This is a genomic window from Streptomyces sp. NRRL B-24484 (assembly GCF_000717715.1).
Taxonomy (GTDB): domain Bacteria; phylum Actinomycetota; class Actinomycetes; order Streptomycetales; family Streptomycetaceae; genus Kitasatospora.
The window spans coordinates 94,484-113,352 of the sequence record NZ_JOAI01000045.1 but is presented as its reverse complement, the minus strand read 5'-3'; the positions used below and the strand labels follow the sequence as shown (position 1 = coordinate 113,352).

General features: G+C 75.9%; 17 protein-coding genes. 11 read left to right on the top strand and 6 right to left on the bottom strand.

Features of this window, described 5'->3' with window-relative positions; genetic code table 11:
• Positions 1–17 precede the first annotated feature (17 nt).
• The gene (locus IE98_RS43425) at positions 18–395 is read right to left on the bottom strand and encodes a Uma2 family endonuclease (protein WP_324605823.1); all 378 of its coding nucleotides are present in this window, start codon (positions 393–395) and stop codon (positions 18–20) included.
• 363 nt (positions 396–758) lie between these two features.
• Here IE98_RS43425 and IE98_RS45315 point away from each other — a divergent pair, with 363 nt between their 5' ends.
• On the top strand, positions 759–1,157 hold the full coding sequence (locus IE98_RS45315; RefSeq protein ID WP_159401143.1) for a ribosomal protein L7/L12: 399 nt from the start codon (positions 759–761) through the stop codon (positions 1,155–1,157).
• 4 nt (positions 1,158–1,161) lie between these two features.
• On the opposite strand, the gene IE98_RS0132175 is transcribed toward IE98_RS45315, so the two are convergent.
• Genes IE98_RS0132175 through IE98_RS0132165 form a run of 3 tightly spaced genes read right to left on the bottom strand, consistent with a single transcriptional unit; the run spans position 1,162 to position 3,119 of the window.
• Complete coding sequence (locus IE98_RS0132175; protein ID WP_052391257.1) at positions 1,162–1,716, bottom strand: DUF2231 domain-containing protein; 555 nt, start codon at positions 1,714–1,716, stop codon at positions 1,162–1,164.
• Between the two features lie 59 nt (positions 1,717–1,775).
• A complete protein-coding gene (locus tag IE98_RS0132170) occupies positions 1,776–2,477 on the bottom strand; it encodes an HAD family hydrolase (protein ID WP_052391256.1) in 702 nt (233 codons plus the stop codon).
• 27 nt (positions 2,478–2,504) lie between these two features.
• Positions 2,505–3,119 carry an NUDIX hydrolase gene (locus tag IE98_RS0132165; RefSeq protein ID WP_052391255.1) on the bottom strand — a complete coding sequence of 205 codons (615 nt, stop codon included), beginning with the start codon at positions 3,117–3,119 and terminating at the stop codon, positions 2,505–2,507.
• Between the two features lie 430 nt (positions 3,120–3,549).
• Here IE98_RS0132165 and IE98_RS45310 point away from each other — a divergent pair, with 430 nt between their 5' ends.
• The 4 genes from IE98_RS45310 (at position 3,550) to IE98_RS49625 (ending at position 9,530) form a co-directional block, all read left to right on the top strand.
• Positions 3,550–4,449, top strand: a complete 900-nt coding sequence (locus IE98_RS45310) for an alpha/beta hydrolase (protein WP_030275134.1) — start codon at positions 3,550–3,552, stop codon at positions 4,447–4,449.
• 108 nt (positions 4,450–4,557) lie between these two features.
• On the top strand, positions 4,558–5,655 hold the full coding sequence (locus IE98_RS0132155; protein WP_030275132.1) for an effector-associated domain EAD1-containing protein: 1,098 nt from the start codon (positions 4,558–4,560) through the stop codon (positions 5,653–5,655).
• Between the two features lie 12 nt (positions 5,656–5,667).
• Positions 5,668–6,726, top strand: coding sequence for an effector-associated domain EAD1-containing protein (locus IE98_RS0132150; RefSeq protein WP_030275130.1), 1,059 nt, complete (start codon positions 5,668–5,670; stop codon positions 6,724–6,726).
• Positions 6,723–9,530 carry a hypothetical protein gene (locus tag IE98_RS49625; RefSeq protein ID WP_030275128.1) on the top strand — a complete coding sequence of 936 codons (2,808 nt, stop codon included), beginning with the start codon at positions 6,723–6,725 and terminating at the stop codon, positions 9,528–9,530. Before IE98_RS0132150 ends, IE98_RS49625 begins: the two co-directional genes overlap by 4 nt.
• Here the strand turns inward: IE98_RS49625 and IE98_RS0132140 are convergent.
• Entirely contained in the window at positions 9,436–11,127 is a 1,692-nt protein-coding gene (locus tag IE98_RS0132140) for an SDR family oxidoreductase (protein ID WP_078661476.1), read from the bottom strand. The genes IE98_RS49625 and IE98_RS0132140 overlap by 95 nt on opposite strands.
• A gap of 50 nt (positions 11,128–11,177) precedes the next feature.
• Positions 11,178–12,338 carry a spore photoproduct lyase family protein gene (locus tag IE98_RS0132135; RefSeq protein ID WP_052391268.1) on the bottom strand — a complete coding sequence of 387 codons (1,161 nt, stop codon included), beginning with the start codon at positions 12,336–12,338 and terminating at the stop codon, positions 11,178–11,180.
• Between the two features lie 240 nt (positions 12,339–12,578).
• Between IE98_RS0132135 and IE98_RS0132130 the strand changes: the two genes are divergently transcribed.
• The 6 genes from IE98_RS0132130 to IE98_RS0132105 all read left to right on the top strand — a co-directional run bounded on the left by IE98_RS0132130 (position 12,579) and on the right by IE98_RS0132105 (position 18,850).
• A complete protein-coding gene (locus IE98_RS0132130) occupies positions 12,579–13,163 on the top strand; it encodes a sigma-70 family RNA polymerase sigma factor (RefSeq protein ID WP_052391253.1) in 585 nt (194 codons plus the stop codon).
• Entirely contained in the window at positions 13,160–13,927 is a 768-nt protein-coding gene (locus IE98_RS0132125) for an anti-sigma factor (protein WP_030275120.1), read from the top strand. Before IE98_RS0132130 ends, IE98_RS0132125 begins: the two co-directional genes overlap by 4 nt.
• 174 nt (positions 13,928–14,101) lie before the next feature.
• A complete protein-coding gene (locus IE98_RS0132120) occupies positions 14,102–15,481 on the top strand; it encodes an FAD-dependent oxidoreductase (RefSeq protein WP_420706239.1) in 1,380 nt (459 codons plus the stop codon).
• The gene (locus tag IE98_RS0132115) at positions 15,478–16,293 is read left to right on the top strand and encodes a DUF1365 domain-containing protein (RefSeq protein ID WP_078661474.1); all 816 of its coding nucleotides are present in this window, start codon (positions 15,478–15,480) and stop codon (positions 16,291–16,293) included. The genes IE98_RS0132120 and IE98_RS0132115 overlap by 4 nt, the downstream gene beginning before the upstream one ends.
• Entirely contained in the window at positions 16,290–17,615 is a 1,326-nt protein-coding gene (locus IE98_RS0132110; protein WP_030275115.1) for an SAM-dependent methyltransferase, read from the top strand. Before IE98_RS0132115 ends, IE98_RS0132110 begins: the two co-directional genes overlap by 4 nt.
• Complete coding sequence (locus IE98_RS0132105) at positions 17,612–18,850, top strand: SAM-dependent methyltransferase (protein WP_030275113.1); 1,239 nt, start codon at positions 17,612–17,614, stop codon at positions 18,848–18,850. Before IE98_RS0132110 ends, IE98_RS0132105 begins: the two co-directional genes overlap by 4 nt.
• Positions 18,851–18,869: the final 19 nt, after the last annotated feature.

The following is an 18,869-nucleotide window of genomic DNA, read 5'->3' as shown; positions in this document are numbered from 1 at the left end:
GGCCGGGTCGTCGGCGCTCAGAACTCCGCGGTGTCCAGGTCGAGGCCGAACGGCTCCGGCAGCCGCACCGGCACGCCGAAGGGGTGCGGCCCCGTCACCAGCGCGTAGCCGAGCCGCCCCGGCTGCGCGAACAGCGTGCAGACCCGCTCCTGCCGGTCGACCAGCAGGTGGAGCGGTGCACCGTACTGGGCGTGGCGACGGCGCTCGGCGGTGCGGTCCGTGTCCCCGTTCGACGGGGAGGTGACCTCCACGACCAGCACGGTCCGGTCCGGCAGCAGTGCGCCCTCGGTCTTCGCCAGTGCGGCCGGCACCACGGCGAGATCGGGAATGCAGAAGTTCTCCGTGCCCGGCAGGTCGAGGCTGCCGGAGCCTGCCCGCAGGCCGGGCGCGCGCATCCGGGGGCCGATCTGTTCACGGATCAGGTCGACGGCGCTCTCGTGCGCCCAGGACGGGACACGGGGGTGATGACTCCCTCGATGATTCGACCCGCTCACCGGCGATGTGCTGGATCGCGTACTTCAGGGACTGCTCCGGATCGGGCACCCGGCTGTAGTCGCCGGGCCCGCATGAGCCGTGCGCACCTGCCGGTCTCCTGTCCGGTGGGGCCGGAGCGGCGGACACCCGTCGCATTCGCCGGACTGCCGTCGGCGGACGGGGCGCCCTGACACCCCCGGCGCCGCGGGCGGGGAAACGGGTGGCCCGGCGCGGTAGGGCTCTGGTGTACTCGGGGGCGCCGGGTGGTTTCCGAGGGGGGCGCGGTGGAGGATCCGGGGTTCGAGGTTCACCTGACCGGCTTGGGGGAGCGCGGGATCGAGGCGGTGAAGGCGGTACGGGCGCTGACCGGGGCCGGCCCGTGGGAGAGCAGGCGGATGCTGGACGGTGCGCCGGTGTGCGTGGTGGAGGAGGGACCGCTGGAGCGGGCGCTCGCCGCTGCCGCGGAGCTCCGGGCGGTGGGCGCGGGGGTCGAGGTCCGGTGCGGATGGTGCCGGCGCACGCTGCCCGCGGACGGCGCACCGGTCGACCCGGGGCCGTGCGAGTCGCGGTACTGGCCCACGGCGCACTGCCGGGCCAATTCCGTGACGGTCTGCGACTGCGGCCGGTGCGGGGCGGACGGGCCCACGAGGATCACCCGCCCGCCGGGCGGCGGGACGGCCTGACGGGTCAGAGGCTGTCGGCGGGCGCCTGGCGGTGGGCGAGGTGACCGCCGAGGGCGGCCGCGGCACCGGCCACGGTCAGGCCGGCGAGGCCGAGCAGACGGCCCGTGGTGGGGGCGGCGCCCGTGCGGGCGGCGCGGCACCGGGCCGCCAGCGAGGCGCCCTGCAGGGCCGCCGCGGCGACGACGCCGACGGCGTGCACCAGGCCGGTGCGGCGCTGCTCCGCGTTCAGCGTCGACCAGTCGGCCCAGCCCGTCCAGGCCGCCGGGGCGACGCCGACCAGGCCGATCCGGGTGAGCCGGAGGGCGGCGTCGGGGGCGGTGCAGGTGGAGTCCAGGATCGCAGCGGACAGCCAGCAGCCCACCGGCACCGGGATCAGCGCCGGGTGGAGGTGGTGGCCGAGCCACACCCCGTGCAGGGCGTCCTGCACGGACCGCGGCACGCGCCGCACGACCCCGTGCAGCCGCTCCGACACGGGGTCGAGGGCGGTCCAGCCGGACGGCGCGTCCAGCCATCCGGCGAGCGGCGACCGCCGGGATCCGGAAAAGGTGTGAACGTCCATATCGGGCGATTTGCCGGTTCCCGCACCTGTCAAACCCCGCCGGGGTGGGCGAGCGGGTCTCAGAAGTGGGCGAGCAGGTCGGCGAAGCCCGCCAGCTCCAGGGTGGCGGTGTGCGCGCCGAACTCCTCGTGCTCCAGCACCCAGGTGTGCTCGTGCGGGATGAAGACGGCGTTCAGGCCGGCCCGCCGGGCGGGCACGATGTCCGACTTGGGGGAGTTGCCGATCATCCAGGTCCGGTCGGGGGCGAGGGAGAGGTCCTCGACCAGCCGGTGGTAGGTGTCGACGTTCTTCTCGGCCACGATGTGGATCCCGCCGAAGTGGTGCGCGATCGCGGACGCCTCGACCTTGCGCCGCTGCTCCGCCTCGTCGCCCTTGGTCAGCATCAGCAGCCGGTGGCGCCCGGACAGCTGGGCGAGGGTGTCGGCCACGCCGGGGATGAGCTCCACGGTGCGGCTGGTCAGCGGCAGCAGCAACCGGTCGATCCGGTCCCGGTCCTCCGCGGTGACGGACCGGCCGTGCAACTGCCCGAGGCTCTCCGCCAGGTTGTGCCGGAACACCGCGGCGCCGTAGCCGAGGGTGGCCGCGTTCGCCGCCTCCACCGCGTCGAGCACCGCCCGGGCGGCCTGCCGGGCCGCCGGGTCGGCCGGGTCGCCGGCCACCCAGTCGAGGAAGCCCTCGATGACGCGCTCGAAGAGCACGTTGTTCTCCCACAGCGTGTCGTCGGCATCGAAGACGAGCACCTGGTCGGCGTGCAATCCCATCCACCTCATCCGTTCCGTGACGGTCCGTCAGTCCCGTGGCGCGGCCGGGCCGCCGTCCGCCAGCAGGGTGTCCAGCCGGGCGAGCGACTCCTGCAGGGCCTCGCCGCGGGCCTCGGCGGCCGCCCGGGCCAGCGGCAGCCAGCGCACCCGCGCGCCCGGCCGCTCGGGGCGGGCCGCCCCGGGGGTGCCGGTGGCGAGCACGAAGCGGAGGTCGGCGTGCTCGTGGGCCGGCTCGCGGTCCGACGCCGGCACCGGCAGCACGACCACGTGCAGCAGCCCCGCCGACGGCCAGAACACGAGATCGGCCAGGCCGGTCTCCTCCTCCGCCTCGCGCAGCGCCACCGCGCCCGGGAACTCCTCGCCGGGGTCGCCGTGGCCGCCGACCTGCAGCCAGTCCTGCTGGCGCTCGTGCCAGCGCAGCAGCACCTCCCGCCGGGCCGGGTCCACGATCAGTGCCGAGGCGGTCACGTGCAGCGGCCGCCCGCGGTCGTACCGGTCCGCGGCGCCCGCCAGCGGTGCGATCCGGGCCAGGTCCGCGGCCTCCCGCGCGGTGCGCGGACGGTGCCCGGCCAGCAGCCCGGCGAGCGTCGGCAGCGCCCCGGGCGCGGTGCCCCCCGTCCCGCGGACGTCCGTCCCTGCCATGCCAGCCTCCGTACCCGTGCCGCGTGCGACCGGTCGGCCGGCCCCGGTCGAACCTAGCCGGGCCGCGGCGCTCCGCACACCGATTTTCCTCCTCCGGGGCCCCGCCGTACACCGAGCGCGACCGCCCGGCCCGGGGCGGCTCCCCGCCGGTTCCGTCACCGTGGGCGACACCGAGGGGGCCGCGGCGCCCGGGCCGACCCCCCGTCAGCCGGGATCCCGTGGGCGGGCCCGGCCGGCCCGCGGGCGGCGGCCACGGACCGTCACCCGCGGGGCGGCGCCACCCGGCCCCGGCCGCCGGGACGGCACCCGCCGGTCGGCCACGGACCGTCACCACCGGCCGGACGCCCGGCAGGCGGCCGGCCGCGGCCGATTGAGCTCCCCGCCGAAGGGGCCGACACTTGGAGGGAGAGCGAGTCGCCGGAGGCATGCCATGGGGCCAGCGATCGTGTACGTGCACGGGATCGGCAACAAGCCGCCCGAGCAGCAGTTGAAGGAACAGTGGGACGTCGCCCTGTTCGGCCGGCCGATGGGCGAGGTCTCGCGGATGGCGTACTGGGCGCCGCTGCGCTACCACGAGCCGCTGCCCGCACCCGTCCCCGACGACGGCGTCACCGAACTGCCGCCCTCGGGCGCGGCGCTGGAGGCCGCCCGGCCGACCGCCCCCGCCCCGCCCGAGGAGTTCCTCGCCGCAGTCCGCGCCGAGACCGGGACGGGCGCCCTGGAGAGCACCGCCGCGGGACCGCTCGACCCCTGGCTGCGGGCCATGGTCTACGCCGCCGAGGCGCTCTCCGCCGGGGAGGGCTCACCGGGCGCCGCCGCCGGACTGGAGGTGCTGCCGCTGCCCAGGTTCGGCCGCACCCTGGCCTTCCAGGCGCTCGCCCGGCACGCCTTCAAGGACGTGCACGCCTACTTCTTCGGCGGGATGCGCGAACAGATCCAGAAGGTCGCCGCGAGCGCCCTGGAGGAGGCCGACGGGCCGCTCGTCGTCGTCGGCCACAGCCTCGGCTCGGTGATCGCCTACGAGGTGCTGCGCACCTACCCGGGCGAGGTGCCGCTGCTGATCACCATCGGCTCGCCGCTCGGCATCACCGAGATCCAGGACCGCCTCGCCGCCCCGCTCACCGTGCCGCCCGGCGTCGCCGCCTGGCGCAACGCCTGCGACGCCCGCGACCTGGTCGCCCTGGACCGCACCGTCCGCCCCGAGTACGAGCCGAGCAGCCTCACCGAGGACGTCCTGGTGGTCAACGACAGCGCCAACCACCACGGCGCCGCCGAGTACCTGGCCTGCCCGGCCGTCCGCGCGCCGGTCCGGGCCCGGATCGCCGCCTGAGCGCCGGCCCGCCGCCCGACCGGCGGCGCACCCGTCCCGCGGCCCCGCGCGTCCGGCGCGGACCGCCGCACACCCGACCGCCGCACACCCCGACCGGGGGCACCCCTGATGACCATGCCCGGAGCGCAGATGCGGGAGGCCGTCGCCGCCCTGCTCGACGCCTTCACCCTCGCCGGCTTCGACCAGATGCTCCGCTTCCACCTCGACCGCCGCCGCGAGGAGATCTCGCTCGGCGGCAACCTCCGCACGGTCGCCTTCGAGGTCCTCGACACCGCGGACCGCCAGGGCTGGGCCCCGGCCCTGGTCGCCGGCGCCCGGGAGGCCAACCCCACCAACCCGCAGCTGTCCGCGGTCGCCGAACGGTGGCGGATCGGCCCCGTCCAGCCCGAACAGCGCGACACCCTGGAACGGCTCCTCGCCGACCGGCCCGGCTACCTCGACCCGTCCGACTGGCGCCGCCGGCTCGGCGCCCTCGAAGGCCGGGTCGGCCGGGTCGAGGTCGGCACCGCGGCCGGCACCTGCTACGGCACCGCGCTGCTCGTCGCCCCCGACCTCTGCCTCACCAACCACCACGTCCTCGCCCCGGTGATCGAGGCCCGCAGCAAGCCCTCCGAGGTGCTCGTCCGCTTCGACCACAAGAAGTCCGCCGACGGCACGGTGCTCAACCCCGGCACCACCGTCCCGCTCGCCGACGGCGACTGGCTCGTCGACGCCAGCCCGCCCAGCCCCCTCGACAGCCGGCCCGACCCCGGCGACGCCCTGCCCGCAGAGGACGAACTCGACTACGCACTCTTCCGGCTCGCCACCGAGGCCGGACACGAACCCGTCGCCGCCGACCGGGCCGCCCCCGACGCCCCCGCCCGCGGCTGGATCACCGGCTCCGCCGCCCCCGCCGACGACGACCGCGCGATCCTGCTGCTGCTCCAGCACCCCTCCGGCGGGCCGCTGAAACTCGCCCTCGGCCCCGTCCTCGGCAGCAACGCCAACCGCACCCGCGTCCGGCACGGCGCCGACACCGAACCGGGCTCCTCCGGCTCGCCCTGCTTCGACCTCGACCTGCAACTCGTCGCCCTCCACCACAGCGGCGACCCCGACTACAGCCCCGGCCACCGCCCCGCCTGGAACGAGGCGATCCCGCTGCCGGCCGTCCGCACCCTGCTGGACCGGCGCGGACACGCCGGCAGGCTCTTCCCCCCGGCCGACTAGGAGGCGGTGGCGGTGAGACTCTCCGGACCCGACCGGCGGCACCTCGTGGAGGCCGTCGTCAACGACTACACGCTGCCCGACCTGGAACGCGAAATCTCCTACCTCGGCCGCAGACTGGCCGCCATCAGCACCGGCGGCGACCTGCGCACCATCACCCACGAGGTCGTCGAGGAGGCCGAACGGGCCGGCTGGATCGAGGAGTTCCTCGACGCGCTGCGCTGCGGCCGGTTCCCCGCGGTGGCCGCCCTCGCCGGGCAGCTGCTCGCCGCCGTCCCCACCACCCTCGCCGGCCTCGACGACACGGCTGACGACCCGTACGTCACCGACCTGCTCGGCCAGCGGCTCTTCCTCGACCGGACCCTGCTCCGCACCCAGCTCAAGGACCTGGTCTCCGACAGCCGCAGCCGCGTCCTGCTCGTCACCGGCCCCCGCTGCTGCGGCAAGTCCTACACCTGGTACCTCGTCAGCCACGTCGCCCAGCAACTGCAGACCTTCAAACCGATCCTCGTCGACCTCAGCGAATGGGCCGACCAGGTCTGCACCCCCTGCGACCTGATGAGCTCCGTCGCCTCCCAGCTGAAACTGCCCGAACCCACCGTCGACCAGTACGCCCAGGGCGCCGCCCAGGCCCGCCGGCTGCGCGACTGGCTGGTCGGCCAGCTGTACGACGAGTCCGTCCGCGCGAAGTACCTGCTCGTCGTCGACAGCCTCGACCACGTGCCGCTGCAGGCCGACACCGCTGCCCTGATCGACCACCTCGCCGGCGCCGCCATCCGCGAACGCCTCCCCGGCCTGCGCGTCCTGCTGCTCGGCTACGGCCGCACCGGCCTCGGCGCCCTCGACTCCGTCCTCACCGAGCCCGTCGGCACCATCGACCGCCGCGTCCTGTGCGACTTCTTCGGACGGCTCGCGGCCGGCCTCGACACCGAGATCGCCCCGCCCGTCCTGGAGAACATCGTCGACCGGATGCTCGACATGCTGCCCGACGACCGAGCCGCCGCGATCCGCCAACTCCCCGGCACCGTCCGCGACACCGCCAACGCCGTCTTCGACAGGCAGGTACTGCGATGAGCAAGGCACGTGCGCGCCTCACCGCCGGGGCCGTAGAGGAACGGCTCGACCGGCTCAGCCGCAGGACGGCCGAGACCGCCGCCCCGCCACCCCCCGCCGAGCACGCCTACCGTCAGGCCGCCGCCGTCCTCGCCTGCTACGACCCGGCCACCCTCCGCCCGGTCGGCCACGAACCCGACGACGCCGCCCTGCAGGCCCTCCTCACCGTCAGCGAACCCGTCTACGGCGCCGACGGCCGGCCCGAATGGCGGCTGCCCGAACCGCTGCGCCGCACCACCCTCGCCGCCATGGCCGGCGAGGACGCCTACCGCCACGCCCTCGACACCAACCCCGACCGCCCCCAGGGGCCCGTCCAACTCGCCCTCACCCGCTACCTCACCGGCAGCGCCCCGCCGCCGGCCGAACAGGACCTGGAGGAACTCCTTGCCACCGCCCGGGTCGCCGAATGGCTCGACGGACTCGTACCCGGCCTGCCCGGCCCCGCCGAGATCACCGACCACCTCGAACGCCGCCAACTCCTCGAACCGCTGCGCCGCCTGGTCGGCACCCACTTCGGCGGACGCGCCGACATCCTCGCCGAACTCGCCGAGCACACCGCCGGCACCGACCGCCGCCCGATGCTGATCTGGGGGCCCGGCGGCATCGGCAAGTCCACCGTCCTCGCCCGCTTCATCCTCGACGGCGAACACCGCGGCACCAGCCCGCGGCTGCCCTTCGCCTTCGTCGACCTCGACCGGTTCGGCATGCTCCCGCAGGAACCGCTCACCCTGCTCCTCGAAGCCGTCCGCCAACTGCGCATCCAGCATCCCGGCCTGCGGCCCCTCGCCGAGTTCTTCACCGGCAAGTGGATCGCCCGCGCCTCCACCCCCGACCTGCACACCCTCGCCGCCGCCCACGCGGACTCCGCGGCCGCCGCCCGCGGCACCCCCGACCACATCACCGCCTCCGCCCGGCTGCTCACCGCACCCTCCGAACGCGAGGAGCTCTACCACGAGTTCGCCCGGCTGCTCACCCTCGCGCTGCCCGCCGGGCCCGTGCTGCTGGCGATCGACACCTTCGAGACCGCCCAGTACCAGGGCCCCGAGGTGCTCGCCGAACTCTGGCGGATGTTCGACCTGCTCGCCGGCGCCAACCCGGCCGTCCGGATCGTCCTCTCCGGCCGCGCCCCGGCCGGACTTCCCGCCCGCGAACGGCGGCTGCCCGACTTCGACCGCGACGCCGCCCGCGCCTACCTCGGCGCCCTGCTCGGGCCCGCCGCAGACCCGGCCGGCTTCGACGCCGTCATCGACCTCGTCGGCGGCAACCCGCTCAGCCTGCGCCTCGCCGCCGACCTCGTCCGCGCCGACGGCACCGCCCTCGCCGACCTGACCGGCGCCGACGGCTCCGCCACCCGCGACCGCATCACCGGCGAACAACTGCACGGCTACCTCTACCGCCGGGTCCTCGACCACATCGAGGACCGCGACGTCCGCAGCCTCGCCCGCCCCGCCCTCGTCCTGCGCCGGCTCACCCCCGCCGTGCTGCGCTACGTCCTGGCCGGGCCGAGCGGCGTGCCCGTCCCCGACGACCTGCGCGCCACCGAACTCTTCGAGCTGTTCGCCCGCGAGGTGTCCCTGCTCAGCCACGCCGCCGACGGCGCCCTGGAGCACCGCAGCGACGTCCGCCGCCAACTCCTGCCCCTGCTGCGGGCCGAGGCGCCCGAGCAGGTCGCCGAGATCCACGAGGCCGCCGTGCTGCACTACGTCCAGGAGGACGACCTCACCGCCCGCGCCGAAGAGCTCTACCACCGGCTCAGCCTCGGCGAGAGCGCCGCCGAACTCGACCGGCGCTGGCAGCCCGGCGTCGAGGCCCTGCTCACCGGCTCCATCGACGAACTCCCGCCCGGCAGCCAGGCCTACCTCGCCTCCCGGTCCGGACGGACGCTCTTCTCCGCCACCCTGCGCGAGGTGCCCGCCGAGGAGTGGGAACGGCACGCCGAGGTCCAGGTCACCCGACTGCTGGAACTCGACGACCCGCACGGCGCCGCCGAGGTCCTCGACGACCGGCCCGCCCGCAGCGAACGCGGCGCCCGGCTGCTGCTGCTGGAGGCCCGGGTGCGGGCCGCCCTCGGCGAACTCGACTCCGCCCGGGCGCTGGCCTCCGCCGCCCGCAGCCGCGCCGTCGAGGAACAGGAGAGGGGGGTGCAGCTGGAGGCCGACTTCGCGCACGCCCGCTGGGCCGTCGACGAGGGGTTCACCGACGAGGCCGGACCGCTGCTCGCCGAGGCCGCAGGGCTCGCCGGGGAGCTCGGGGACCGGCTGATGGGGATCAGGATCGAACTCGCCCGCTGGGAGATCGCCCGCCTGCGGCCCGGTGGCGCCGTCGAGGCCGAGGCCGTCGCCGGCCGGCTCGCCCGGCTGGTCGACGACCGGACGGTCGAACTGCTCTCGCAGGACCCGCGGCTGCTGCTGGCCGCCACCGGGGCGGTCGGCGAACGGCGGCCGGAGCTCGTCCGGCAGAGCCTGCGGGTGATCGGCCTGCGGCGGTTCACCTCCCGGCAGCGGGGCCGGCTCGCCCGGATCCTGGAGGAGTGGGACGCCGCGCTCGGGGGCGAAGCCGCGAGGACGGCCGCCTCGGCCGGACCGGGGGCCGTCCTGCCCGCCTCCGGCTTCTGGCCCAAGTGGCTGGCGACGGCCACCCCGGCCCAGGCGGCGAACGCCCTCACCGCCCTCACCGCGGCCCTCCCCGGGGGTACCGCCGTGCTCGCCGCCCTCGCCGGCATCTACCGCCAATGGCTCGACAAGGACGGCCCGGCACCGGAGTAGCGGAGCGCAGTGCGGTCGGTACCGAGGGGCGGGGGGTACTCGCGTCCGAGGGTGGGGCAGCACCCAGGGACCCTTCAGGGGCGAGGGCGCGTTCGGTGATGTTGCGGGCCATGCCGCCGAAGACGACGGCGTGGAAGGGGGCGACGGACCACCAGTAGGCGTGGCCGGCGAGGCCGTGGGGGTGGAAGAGGGCCCGTTGGCGGTAGACGGCGCCGCCGGCGCCGTCCGGGGTGACCGAGAGTTCCAGCCAGGCCGGGCCGGGCAGCCGCATCTCGGCCCGCAGCCGCAGCAGCCGCCCCGGCTCGATCTCCTCGACCCGCCAGAAGTCGAGCGAGTCGCCGACCCGCAGCCGCGCCGGGTCGCGTCGCCCGCGCCGCAGTCCGACCCCGCCGACCGCCCGGTCCGCCCACCCCCGCAGGGCCCAGGCGAGCGGGAAGGAGTACCAGCCGTTCTCGCCGCCGATGCCCTCGACGACCCGCCAGACGGACTCCGGGGCGGCGCCGACGCGCCGTTCGCGGACGTCCTGGTAGAGGCTGCCGCCGGCCCAGTCGGGGTCGGTGGGCAGCGGGTCGCTCGGGGCGCCGGGCAGCGAGGCGGAGGACCAGCGGGTGGTGACCTGGGCGTCCCGGATGCGGCGCAGGGCGAGGCGGACGGCGTCGTCGAAGCCGATCAGGCCGTGCACCGGCCGGTGGAGGCCGGGGACGGTCTGTTCGGGCGGGTCGGGGACGTACCGGGCGATGTCGTGCTCGGCGCAGACCACCTCGTGCCGCAGCGATTCGACCAGCGGGCGGGCGATGGAGTTCGGGACGGGGGTGACCAGGCCGACCCAGTGGCCGGAGAGCCGGGGGGTGAGGACGGGCACCGGCACGATCAGCCGGCGGGGCAGTCCGGCGACGGCCGCGTAGCGGAGCATCATCCGGCGGTACGTCAGGACGTCGGGGCCGCCGATGTCGAAGGCCCGGTTGACCTCGGGCGGCAGGTCGGCGGCGGCGACCAGGTAGCGCAGCACGTCGCGGACGGCGATCGGCTGGATCCGGGTGCCGACCCAGCTGGGCGTCACCATCACGGGCAGCCGTTCGGTGAGGTAGCGGAGCATCTCGAAGGAGGCGGAGCCGGAGCCGATGATGACCGCGGCGCGCAGTTCGGCGGTGGGCACCCCGCTGTCGCGCAGCACCCGGCCGACCTCGGCGCGGGAGCGCAGGTGCGGGGAGAGTTCGTCGGCGGGGACGTCGGCGGGCACGAGTCCGCCGAGGTAGACGATCCGCCGGACGCCGGCCCGGGCGGCGGCCGCGCCGAAGGCCCGGGCGGCCTCGCGGTCGGTGCGTTCGAAGCCGGGGCCGGTGCCGAGGGAGTGGACGAGGTAGTAGGCGGTGTCGACGCCCTCGAAGGCGGCGGTCAGGGTGTCCGGCCGGGTGACGTCGCCGGTCGCGGTCTCCACCCGGGCCCGCCAGGGGTGGTCGCGCAGCCGTCGGGGGTCGCGGACCAGGCAGCGCACGGTGCGGCCGGCCGCGAGCAGTTCGGGCACCAGGCGGCCGCCGATGTACCCGGTGGCGCCGGTCACCAGGCAGTGCGGCGGCCGGGCGGGCTGGTCGGTCATCGGTCCTCCCGGGGCGGTGGGCCACCGGGCGGTGGCCGCTGGACGGTCGGTCAGAAGGCGTACCGCACCCTGAGCCAGGGTGCGTGCCGGTCGATCAGGCCGCGGAGCTCGGCGAGCGCCGCCGCCTTGCCGGCGGCCCGGTAGCGGACGTTGCGGGCGCCGTTCCCGGAGGTCTTGGCCTCCTGGAGGGCGGGCCGCCACAGCAGCTCCTCGGCCTTGGGGTGCCAGCCGAGGTTGACCTCGTGCAGCTCCCGGTTGTGGGTCAGCATGATGATCTCCGCGGCGGCCTGCGCCTTCACGGCGGCGGGCAGCATGTCGTCCATCCGGTGCAGCAGCTCGGCCCAGTCGCGCTGCCAGCCGGTGCGCAGGACGACGGGGGAGAGGTTGAAGTGCACCTCGTACCCGGCGTCGAGGAAGTCTCCGGCGGCGGCGATCCGCTCGGGCACGGGCGTGGTGCGGACGTCCAGCAGCCGGGCGTCGGCGGGCGGCATCAGCGAGAAGCGGATCCGGGTGCGGCCGCGCGGGTCGAGGGCGAGCAGGTCGCGGTTGACCCACTTGGTGGCGAAGGAGGCCTTGGCGGTCGGCCACTCCCGGAAGGCGCGGACCAGGTCGGCGGTGTTGTCGCAGATCAGGGCGTCCACCGAGCAGTCGTTGTTCTCGCCGATGTCGTACACCCAGGCGGTGGGGTCGCACTGGTCGGGGGCGGGCTTGCGGCCCTGCCGGCGGACGTGGCCGGCGAGGTAGGCGACGATCCGGTCGATGTTGGTGAAGACGGTGATCGGGTTGGCGTAGCCCTTGCGGCGCGGCACGTAGCAGTAGGCGCAGGCCAGCGCGCAGCCGTTGGCGGAGCTGGGGGCGATCCAGTCGGCGGAGCGGCCGTTGGGCCGGGCGGCGAGGCTCTTCTTCACCCCGAGGACCAGCACCTCGCTCTTGATCCGCGCCCACCGTTCGACGTTCCCGGCGTTGCCGTGCAGGTGCGGGATCCGCCAGTGCGAGTCGACCTCGACCACCCGGGCGTCGGGGAAGCGTTCCAGGACCTGCCGGCCGCGCGGGGAGGCGGCGGCCGCCGGTTCGGCGAAGATCTCCCGGACGTGGAAGAGCGGCATCGGGCGGCGGTCGGTGGGCACGGTGGAGGTCTCCGGGTGGTTCGGGGTCGGACGGGTCTCGCGCGCGGTGCTTCGGAGCGGGCCGCGGATCGGATGGGTGCGGATCCGTTCCGTCCGGGACGGTGTGCCGCCCGGCCGGTTCCGCCATGCTGGTGCGGCCCGCGGGCAATCCGGCGGGCGTCCGGTTCCGAATGACCGGTGCCCGACGACCGCCGCCGCCCCGGACGGCACGGTCCCGCCGACGACCCGGAGGTTCCCGATGCCCGTCATCCGTCCGACGGGCAGGCCGTACGCCTGCCCGGCCCGACCGGCGGTCCGCGCCGCCCGACCGAGCGGGGTGGCGGATTGAGCACGGTGGTCCACCTGTCCGGCCCGCAGCGCCGCGGCCCGGACCTCAAGGAGCTCGTCGCCCAGGTGGCCTTCGGCGACCAGGACGCGTTCGGGCGGCTGTACGACGCGGTGGCCGGTCCGGTCTTCGGCCTGGTGCGCCGGGTGCTGCGGGACCCCGCACAGTCGGAGGAGGTGACCCAGGAGGTGATGCTGGAGGTGTGGCGGACGGCCGCCCGCTACCAGCCGGACCGCGGCGAGGTGATGTCCTGGGTACTGACGATGGCGCACCGCCGGGCGGTCGACCGGGTCCGCTCCGCGCAGGCGACGGCCGACCGGGAGCAGCGGGTCGCCGCCCGCTCGCACATGCCGGCCTTCGACGAGGTCGCCGAGCAGGTGGAGGGCCGTCTGGAGCGCGAGCAGGTGCGGCGCTGTCTGAGGATGCTGACCGAGCTCCAGCGCCAGGCCGTCACCCTGGCGTACTACCGGGGCTACTCGTACCGTGAGGTGGCGGACATGCTGAGCGCGCCGCTGGGCACCGTGAAGACCCGGATGCGGGACGGTCTGATCCGGATGCGGGACTGCCTGGGGGTGGAGTCGTGACCGGCGGAGCCGAACTGCACACGCTGACGGGCGCGTACGCGGCCCATGCCCTGGAGGGGCCGGAGCTGGCGGAGTTCGAGCGTCACCTGGCCCTGTGCGAGGCCTGTGCGCTGGAGGTCCGGGAGTTCGCCGCGACCCTGGCGCGCCTCGGTGCCGCGGAGGCCGAGACGCCGCCGGCCGAGCTGCGGGCCCGGGTGATGGCGGGCATCGGGGCCGTCCGCCAGGTCGCCCCGCCGTCCGCCGCGCCGCCGCCGGAGACGCCGCCGCAGCCGACCGGGCGGCGCCGCCGGAGCAAGATCGTCCGGCACTGGCCGAAGCTCGCGCTGGCGGCGTCGGTGGCCCTGGCCGCGGCGCTCGGCGGCCTCGCGGTCGACCAGAGCCGGCGGGCCGACGAGGCCGATGCGCGGGCCGCGCAACTGCAGTCCCAGCAGGCCGTGTTCGGGAGCCTGCTGACCGCGCCGGACGCCCGGACGGCGACCGCGACGGCCGGCCCCGGCGTGGGCACGGTGGTCTGGTCGCAGAGCCGCGGCCAGGCCGGGTTCCTGGCCTCCGGGATGCCGGCGCTGGCCGCCGGGACGACGTACGAACTGTGGTTCGACGACGCCGGGACGATGCGTCCGGCCGGACTGCTGCCGGCCTCCAGCGGCTCGCTGCTGCTGCAGGGCCCGCTGAACGGCGCGGTCGGCGTCGGCGTCACCGTCGAGCCGGCGGGCGGCTCCGCGCACCCGAGCAGCACGCCGGTGATGCTGCTGCCGTTCAGCTGAGCACGGGCACCTGCCCCCCGCCCGGGGGGCAGGTGCCGGCCCGTCCGCCCGCCACGACAACTCCGCACCGATCGAGGGCAATCCACCCCGGCGTCCGCTCCGAAGTACCCGTGGCCAGCGAAGGAGCGGCCCGCCGGCAGGGCGGGCCCGTGCAGTGGAGGGGGCCCCGTGACAGTGCCCGGAACAGTGCCGCAGCCGACGGGCGGAGTACGCGGGCGGTCCGCGCCCGCCGGCCGCACGGTCGCCGTGGTCGGCGCCGGAGTGGCCGGTCTGACGGCCGCCCACGAACTCCGGCGGGCCGGCGTCGACGTGCACCTCTTCGAGGCGCAGGCCCGGCTCGGCGGGCACGCCCACACCCAGCGCGCCGTCGGCGCCGACGGCCGCGAGGTGCCGCTCGACACCGGGTTCCTGGTGCACAACGACCGCACCTACCCGCACCTGGTCCGGCTGTTCCGCGAACTCGGCGTGCAGACCCGCGAGAGCGACATGAGCATGTCCGTCCAGTGCCGCGGCTGCGGCCTGGAGTACGCCGGAGCCCGCGGCCCCGCCGGACTGCTCGCCCGCCCCGACGCCCTGCTCCGCGGCCGCTACCTGCGGATGCTTGCCGAGGTGCCGCGCTTCCACCGGCGCGCCCGCCGGCTGCTCGCCGACCCCGGCGCCGGCGACCCCTCGCTGCGCCGATTCCTCGACGAGGGCGGCTTCTCCCGCTACTTCACCAGCCACTTCATGACCCCGGTGGTCGCCGCCGTCTGGTCCTGCGCCCCCGACCTGGCCGGCGACTACCCGGCCCGCTACCTCTTCGCCTTCCTGGAGAACCACGGCATGCTCGGCGTCACCGGCTCGCCGACCTGGCGCACCGTGGTCGGCGGCTCCCGCACCTACGTCGAGCGGATCGCCGAGCGCCTCACCGCCGTCCACCGCTCCGCGCCCGTCACCGCCGTGCACCGCCACGACGACGGCGTGGAGATCACCACCGCGGACGGCCGCCGCACCGCCGCCGACGCCGTCGTGATCGCCACCCACGCCGACCAGGCGCTCGCCCTGCTCGCCCGCCCCACCCGCGCCGAGCGCGAGGTCCTCGGCGCCTTCCGGTACTCCCGCAACGCCACCGTGCTGCACCGCGACGCCTCCCGACTGCCCCGGGCCGCCTGGGCCCGCGCCTCCTGGAACTACCGGATGGCCGACTGCCGCGGCAGCGCCGAGAGCGTCCAGGTCAGCTACCACCTCAACCGGCTGCTCGGCCTCGACACCGCCGAGGACTACCTGGTGACCCTCAACGCCGACCGGCACGAGCCGCTCGCCGAGGAGGACGTCGTCTCCCGCACCGTCTACGAGCACCCCGTCTACACCGCCGGGACGATCGCCGCCCAGCGCAGGCTGCCCGAACTCACCACCGGCCGCACCGCCTTCGCCGGCGCCCACCACGGCTGGGGCTTCCACGAGGACGGCTGCCGCTCCGGCGTCCACGCCGCGCACGCCCTGCTCGGCCTGCCCGCCGAGCCCGGCGGGTCCGGCGCGTCCGTCCACGCGGGCCTGCCGGCGGGTGTCCGATGACCGCCGCAGCCGCCACCGCCGACACCGACCGCAGCACGGCCGCGCTGCCCGGCCCCTGGGGCGCCGCGCTGTACGAGTGCGCGATCACCCACGTCCGCACCGCCCCGGTGCGGCACGCCTTCCGGCACCGCACCTACCTGTGGCTGGTCGACCTCGACCACCTGCCCGTGCTGCCCCGGGCGCTGCGCCCGCTCGCCCGCTTCCGGGCCGCCGACCACCCCGGCGACCCGCGCGGCACCCTGCGCGGCAACCTGGCGCAGTACCTCGCCGGAGAGGGCGTCGACCTCGCCGGCGGCCGGGTCCTGATGCTCGCGCAGGCCCGCTCGCTCGGGTACGTCTTCAACCCGCTCACCGTCTACTGGTGCCTCGCCGCGGACGGCACCCCGCTCTGCACCGTCGCCGAGGTGCACAACACCTACGGCGGCCACCACCGGTACCTGATGCGGCCCGGCGCCGACGGGCGCGCCACGGTGGCCAAGGAGTTCTACGTCTCGCCGTTCTTCCCCGTCGACGGCCGGTACCGGATGGCGCTGCCCCGGCCGGGCGAGCGGCTCGCCCTGACCGTCCGTCTGGAGCGCGAGGGCGCGAGCCCGTTCGTCGCCACCGTGCGCGGCCTGCGCCGCCCGGCCGGCCCGGCCGCCCTGCTGCGGGCCGCCGTGCGGCACCCGCTCGCCACCCTCGCCGTCAGTGTGCACATCCGCCACCAGGGCATACGCCTGCTGCTGAAGGGTCTGCCCGTGCACCCCCGCCCCAGGCCCGTACCCGCCGACCGCACCGGCTCCGCCGCCACAGAAGAGGTGTCCGCCCCGTGACCCGGCCCGCAGACCTCCCCGCCGCACCCGCCACCGCACCGGACACCCTTCCGGCCGCCGCCCCGCGGGCCGCCGATGTCGACCGGAGCCGCTGGCCCGACGTCGCCCGGGTGCCCCGCGCGCAGCTGCGCGCCGCCGTCGCCGGACGCCTGCTCCGGCGGGTCGCCCACCGTCGCGGCCTGGACGTCCGGCTGCCCGACGGCAGCCCGCTGGTGGCCGCCCCGCCCGGCGCCCCCGTGCTCCGCCTCCACCGGCCCGCGGACTTCCTCGCCCGGGTCGGCGCGACCGGCCTGATCGGCTTCGGCGAGTCCTACCAGGCCGGCGACTGGGACGCCCCCGACCTGGTCGGCCTGCTCTCCGTGCTCGCCACCGCCCCCGAGACCCTCGTCCCGACCGGCGCCCAGTGGCTGCGCCGGCTCTACGTGCAGCGCCCGCCCGCCGCCGAACTCCCCACCGCCACCAACGCCCGCCGCAACATCCACCACCACTACGACCTGTCCAACGAGCTCTTCGCGCTCTTCCTCGACCGGACGATGACCTACTCGTCCGCGGTCTTCCCGACCACGCCCTCCGGCGCACCCCTGGCCACCTGGGACGGCCTGTCCGAGGCCCAGCACACCAAGATCGACCGGCTGCTCGACCTGGCCGCCGTCGGCCCCGGCAGCCGTGTCCTGGAGATCGGCACCGGCTGGGGCGAACTCGCCCTGCGTGCCGCCGCCCGCGGCGCCCGGGTCACCAGCCTCACCCTCTCCGAGGAGCAACTCGGCCTCGCCCGCCGCCGGATCGCCGAGGCCGGCCTCGCCGACCGCGCCGACGTCCGGCTCTGCGACTACCGCGCCGCCGAAGGGCAGTACGACGCGGTGGTCAGCGTGGAGATGATCGAGGCGGTCGGACGGCAGTTCTGGCCCGAGTACTTCCGCACCATCGACCGCGTCCTCGCCCCCGGCGGCCGGGCCGCCCTGCAGGCCATCACCATGCCGCACGACCGCATGATCGCCAGCAGCAACACGTACACCTGGATCCTCAAGTACATCTTCCCCGGCGGGCTCGTCCCCTCGGTGCAGGCCATCGACCAGGCGACCGCCCGGCACACCGCGCTGCGGGTCACCGCCGACCACGCCTACGGCCCGCACTACGCCGAGACCCTGCGGCTGTGGCGCGAACGCTTCACCGACCGCGCCGCGGACGTCGCCGCGCTCGGCTTCGACCGGGTCTTCCGCCGCACCTGGGAGCTCTACCTCGCCTACTCCGAGGCCGGGTTCCGCACCGGCTACCTCGACGTCCGGCAGATCCTGCTCACCCGCGAGGAGACCGCCCGGTGACCGCCGCCACCCGCCTCGAAGCCCTGTTCACCGATCTCCTCGGCCCACTGCCGTTCCGGATCCGCGCCTGGGACGGCTCCACCGCGGGCCCCGGCAACGCCCCGACCGTCGTGCTGCGCCGCCGCCGCGCGCTGCGCCGACTGCTCTGGCAGCCCGGCGAACTCGGCCTCGCCGACGCGTACATCACCGGCGACCTGGACGTCGAGGGCGACCTCGCCGAGGGCCTCGGCACCGTCCGCCGCGCCCTCGCCGGCCGCGGGCCGGTCCGCCCGCCCGTCCGCGAGCTGCCCCGGCTGCTCGCCACCGCCGCCCGGCTCGGCGCCCTCGGCCCGCGGCCCGCCCCGCCCGGCGGCCGCGCCGCCGTCCGCGGCGCCCTGCACAGCCGGGGCCGGGACCGTGCCGTGATCAGCCACCACTACGACCTCTCCAACGAGTTCTACGCCCTGCTGCTCGGCCCGGCGATGGCCTACTCCTGCGCCTACTGGACGTCCGGCGGGGACTCCCTGGCCGACGCCCAGACCGCCAAGTTCGACCTGGTCTGCCGCAAGCTCGACCTGCACCCCGGCAGCCGCCTGCTCGACGTCGGCTGCGGCTGGGGCGCCCTCGCCCGGCACGCCGCCAGGCACTACGGCACCCGCGTCACGGCCGTCACCCTCTCCCGCCGCCAGCACGCCTTCGCCACCGCCCTGGTCGCCGAGGCCGGCCTCGCGGACCGGGTCGAGGTCCTGCTGCAGGACCACCGCGACCTCGCCGACGGGCCGTACGACGCGATCAGCTGCATCGAGATGGGCGAGCACGTCGGCGAACGGCACTACCCCGCCTTCGCCGAACGGCTGCGCGGCCTGCTCCGCCCGCAGGGCCGGCTGCTGGTGCAGCAGATGTCCCGCGGCGCGAAGACCCCCGGCGGCGGGGCCTTCATCGAGACGTACATCGCCCCCGACATGCACATGCGCCCGGTCGGCCGCACCGTCGACCTGCTGGAGGGCGCGGGGCTGGAAGTCCGGCACGTCGAGGCGATGCGCGAGCACTACGCCCGCACCATCGACGCCTGGTACGACACGCTCCACGAGCGGCACGCCGACTTCACCGACCTGGTCGGCGAACCGACCGTCCGGCTCTGGCAGTTGTACACCGCCGGCAGTTCGCTCGCGTTCGCCGAGGGACGGATGGGCGTCGACCAGATCCTCGCCGTCCGGCCCGCCGGCCCCGCGCTCCGGTACGGGGCCGCCCCGTGAACGCCACCGCCTTCGCGGT